We start from the raw sequence: 3,805 nt of genomic DNA, 5'->3' as shown, positions 1-3,805 counted from the left end.
TGTACCGCGTACAGCACCAGCAGCAGGGTGGTGATGAAGGCGACCGCGTTTGACGGCCCAGAATTTGTATTTGAGCGAGATATTGCTAAGCCAGGCACCCATGGAAGGTTTTCTCTGATAGCGGAAAACAGTATTGGCAAGGTGCCATTATTGTGCCGCTATTCAGAAAAGCGCTTTTGACATGGGTCAATGCGCCGTATTAATCGATGGCAGGCAAGCCGAAAAAGCGGCGGGCGCAGGCGGTGCTGTGCAACGCCAGATCTTCCATCGTTTCGTTACGGTGCAAGGCCACTTCGCGCAGTACTTCGGGCAGGTACGCCGGCTCATTGCGACCATTTTTCGGCTTGGGGCGCAGGGTGCGTGGTAGCAGGTAGGGCGCATCGCTTTCCAGCATCAGACGGCCTCGGGGAATTTCCCTTACCAGGGGATGCAGGTGGGTGCCACGGCGTTCGTCGCAGATCCAACCCGTGATGCCAATGTGTAAATCCAGGTCCAGGTAGCTGAACAGCGCTGCCTGTTCGCCAGTGAAGCAGTGCACCACGGCGGCTGGCAGGTGGTCGCGGTAGTCCTTGAGGATCTCCAGCAGACGCTGGTTGGCATCGCGCTCATGGAGAAACACCGGAAGTTGCAGTTCGACGGCCAGGGCCAGGTGTTCTTCGAGGACTTTTTCCTGCTGGGGGCGAGGGGAGAAGTCCCGATTGAAATCCAGCCCGCATTCACCCACGGCGCGCACTCGGCTGTCGCCCAGCAAGCCACGCAGACGTTGGGCGCTGTCGCTGTTCCAGTCGCTGGCAGAGTGGGGGTGAATGCCGGCGGTGCTGAACAGGCGCTGGGCGCTTTCGTCGAGTTTTACACACAGTTGCAGGGCCTGTTCGCTGCCCTCGACGCTGGTGCCGGTGAGTACCAATTGCTGCACGCCAGCGGCGTAGGCGCGTTCGAGAACGGCCGTGTGCCTCTCGTCGAAACTGGGGTTGGTCAGGTTGACGCCAATATCAATGAGTTGCATGGTGCTATCTCCGCCTGCGGCCGGAAAGCATATCAGAGCTGTAGATTGATAAGAAAAACCAAGAACTACAATGCGTTAACGCTGTCTTTGAACGTCGCAAGCGACATTGTGGTGGGCCGATTGCCTGCCACCTTGGCGCCGTTGCACGCCTTGCCAGCGCATAAAGCGCTCTGTTTCTGACCCCCAGCACTGCGTAATTCGCACAGGCGCTGGCCAGTTTTCTTTCCGGAGAGCGGATGATCCGACCCTCGGCGTTGCTTATGTTGTGCCTGGCGTTATTGCTGCCCATGACGGCGGTCGCACGTCTGGATGGGCCGCTGCAAGTGGCCAAGCCCGGCAAGGTCCGCGACCTGGCGCAAATTCGCTCCAGCCGCACCCTGCGTGTCTTGGTCAACCAGAGCCGCAACAGTTCCGGTGAAGTGCAGGGCCAGGCCATCGGTGTCGAATACCATCGGTTGCGCGCCTTCGAGCAGTACCTCAACGGCCATGCCCGTGATGGGCAGGCCATCAACCTCAAGATCATCCCCAAGGCCAAGGACCAGTTACTCGGTGCGCTGGCCCGTGGTGAAGGTGACCTGGTGGCGCCCGGTGAGTTGCTGGACGTGAAAGGCGTGCACAAGGTCAGCGCCAGCGCCCCGATTGTCAGCGATGTGCCGTTGTGGCTGGTGGGCGTCAAGGGTGAACGACGGTATACCAAACTGGAGCAACTGTCGGGTCGCACGGTGACGCTGACCACCGGTAGTGCGGCGGTGGACGCTATCAGTCAGGTCAATCAAAAGCTGGCCCTGCACAAGCGCCCACCAGTGAAAGTGGAATGGGTTGACCCGAGCCTGGCGGTGGAAGATGTCCTGGAGATGGTGCAGGCGGGGATTTTTCACCTGACGATCGTGGAAAAACCGATTGCTCAACGCTGGTCGAAAATCCTGCCCAAGTTGCGCTTTGACAAGCAGGTCGTCATCAGCGAGCCAGGCGACGAGTTCTGGTTTTGTGCGTCAGGACGCGTCGATGCTGCGTGCCAGCATCGATCGGTTTTCTCAAGACCTATCACACGCCTTCCGACCAGGATGTGGCCTTCCAGCGCATCTATCGGCGCCTCTACCAGGTCCGTAACCCATTGGCGCGGGCTGACCGCCAGCGCCTGGAAAAACTGCGCCCGGTTTTGCAAAAACATGCGCGTGAGCAAGGTATGGACTGGCTGAATCTGGCGGCGTTGGCGTTCAAGGAGTCTTCCCTGGACCCAGGCGCACGCAATAGTGGAGGCCCTACCGGCCTGATGCAGATCACGCCGTCGGCGGCGCAGCGGGTGGGGGTCAACAATATCGAGTCGCTCGACAGTAATGTGCAGGCGGGGGCGCGTTACCTGGCGATGATCCGGCGCAAGTTTTTCTCCAGCCCCAAGCTCAATGAGCGCGAGCGCATGGCCTTTATGCTGGCGGCGTACAACATGGGGCCGGAGCGGGTGCAAGGTATGCGCACCGAGGCCAAGCGCCGTGGGCTTAACCCCAATCAGTGGTTCTTCCAGGTTGAACGCATTGCCATGGAGCAGGTAGGGATGGGCGGCGTCAGCTATGTTAATAGCGTCAACAAGTATTATTTGGCGTTCGATCGGGAGCGCGAGTCTCTGGAGCCGCCTGCGGCTAAAGTTGCATCGCGTGAATAATCGATTTTTTAGATGTAAATTAGGCAATATTTCGGCTTTTATCATTGCTTAAACTGATTAATATAGCGGCCAACCAACCCCTACCTGGAAAAGGATTTACCCCCATGAGCCCAATGATTACCCGTGTACTGTCCACTCGCGCCGGTTATGGCCTGACTATTCTGCGTATCTTCGTCGGCATCATCTTCGCTGCCCACGGTTCGCAAAAGCTCTTCGGCTGGTTTGGCGGTGGTGGCCTGGCGGGCACCGCACAATGGATGGAAAGCATCGGCCTGGCGCCGGGCACGCTGATGGCGCTGCTGTCGGGCGGTACCGAGTTCTTCGCCGGCCTGGCCCTGATCATCGGTTTGCTGGTTCGCCCTGCTGCATTGGGCCTGACCTTCCTGACACTGGTGGCGATTTTCTCTGTACACATCCACAACGGGCTGTTCATGGCCAACAACGGTTATGAGTTCGCACTGGCGTTGCTCGGCGGCGCGTTGGCGGTGTTGCTGGAAGGTGCGGGCAAATTGTCTGTCGACCGCGCGATCACTCACTGATCGTTTAGCAAGCTGCACAAAAAGGCCCGCTGATGCGGGCCTTTTCGTTGCCCGGGATTCTTGACACTGCCCCACAGGCTTCTCTAGGATGCTGCTCATGCGCCGATTTAAACAGCTAATTGCGGGGCGCCACTGGGTCTCAATGCAGCCCGACAGAAGTACGCTTGCTCACGCAGGGCGTTCCTCGAAATACCGCTAAAGCGCTGGTTCGGTGTTGCCTCTCACCTGCCCGCAGACTTTTGAGGCAGAGACACGACACGATGAATGCACTACGCCCCCTTATACGCCTGGCCCCGATCACCGCGGACCTGACTCAACGCAATCCGAAAATCCTCCTGGGCGGTAAGCACCAGCCGACACTGCTGCGTTATCTGGACGGCTGGCCACGCCGTTCCGGTCGGCCTTCGGCGTTCCTGATCCAGTTTGTGGAAGACGGCGATTCCCTGGCCCGTTTTGCCAGCGACAGTTTCGACCTTGCAGTGATTCAGGCACCGAGTGCCAGCAACGCCCATGAGGTGATCCACCAACTGACGCGCATTGCCCGGCAAGGGCTGATTGCCCGTCGCTGAGCGACTAGTGAAAGGTTGCCAGTGCGAGGAG

3 protein-coding genes and 2 pseudogenes are annotated in these 3,805 nt (G+C 59.1%); 3 read left to right on the top strand and 2 right to left on the bottom strand.

The window, feature by feature from the left end; translation table 11 throughout:
- Positions 1-102: pseudogene (locus DQ405_RS27955) on the bottom strand (hypothetical protein); the annotation flags it as partial.
- Between the two features lie 97 nt (positions 103-199).
- Positions 200-1,006 (bottom strand): TatD family hydrolase, encoded by an 807-nt coding sequence (locus tag DQ405_RS25680; RefSeq protein ID WP_103451857.1) that lies wholly within the window; start codon positions 1,004-1,006, stop codon positions 200-202.
- A gap of 236 nt (positions 1,007-1,242) precedes the next feature.
- Between DQ405_RS25680 and DQ405_RS25675 the strand changes: the two are divergent.
- The 3 genes and pseudogenes from DQ405_RS25675 (at position 1,243) to DQ405_RS25665 (ending at position 3,774) form a co-directional block, all read left to right on the top strand.
- A pseudogene (locus DQ405_RS25675) lies at positions 1,243-2,666 on the top strand (transglycosylase SLT domain-containing protein).
- Positions 2,667-2,770: 104 nt separating this feature from the next.
- A complete protein-coding gene (locus tag DQ405_RS25670) occupies positions 2,771-3,205 on the top strand; it encodes a DoxX family protein (protein ID WP_003189852.1) in 435 nt (144 codons plus the stop codon).
- Between the two features lie 260 nt (positions 3,206-3,465).
- A complete protein-coding gene (locus DQ405_RS25665) occupies positions 3,466-3,774 on the top strand; it encodes a hypothetical protein (RefSeq protein WP_003189853.1) in 309 nt (102 codons plus the stop codon).
- The last annotated feature ends 31 nt before the right edge of the window (positions 3,775-3,805 follow it).

The sequence above is a fragment of the Pseudomonas sp. SST3 genome, assembly GCF_003325755.1.
This window is presented reverse-complemented; position numbering and strand designations above follow the sequence as displayed.

What these genes read in the sequence shown, in the direction of transcription:
- DQ405_RS25665 (WP_003189853.1), top strand. Translation starts at nt 3,466, where the DNA reads ATGAATGCACTACGCCCCCTTATACGCCTGGCCCCGATCACCGCGGAC.
- DQ405_RS25670 (WP_003189852.1), top strand. Translation starts at nt 2,771, where the DNA reads ATGAGCCCAATGATTACCCGTGTACTGTCCACTCGCGCCGGTTATGGC.
- DQ405_RS25680 (WP_103451857.1), bottom strand. Translation starts at nt 1,006, where the DNA reads ATGCAACTCATTGATATTGGCGTCAACCTGACCAACCCCAGTTTCGAC.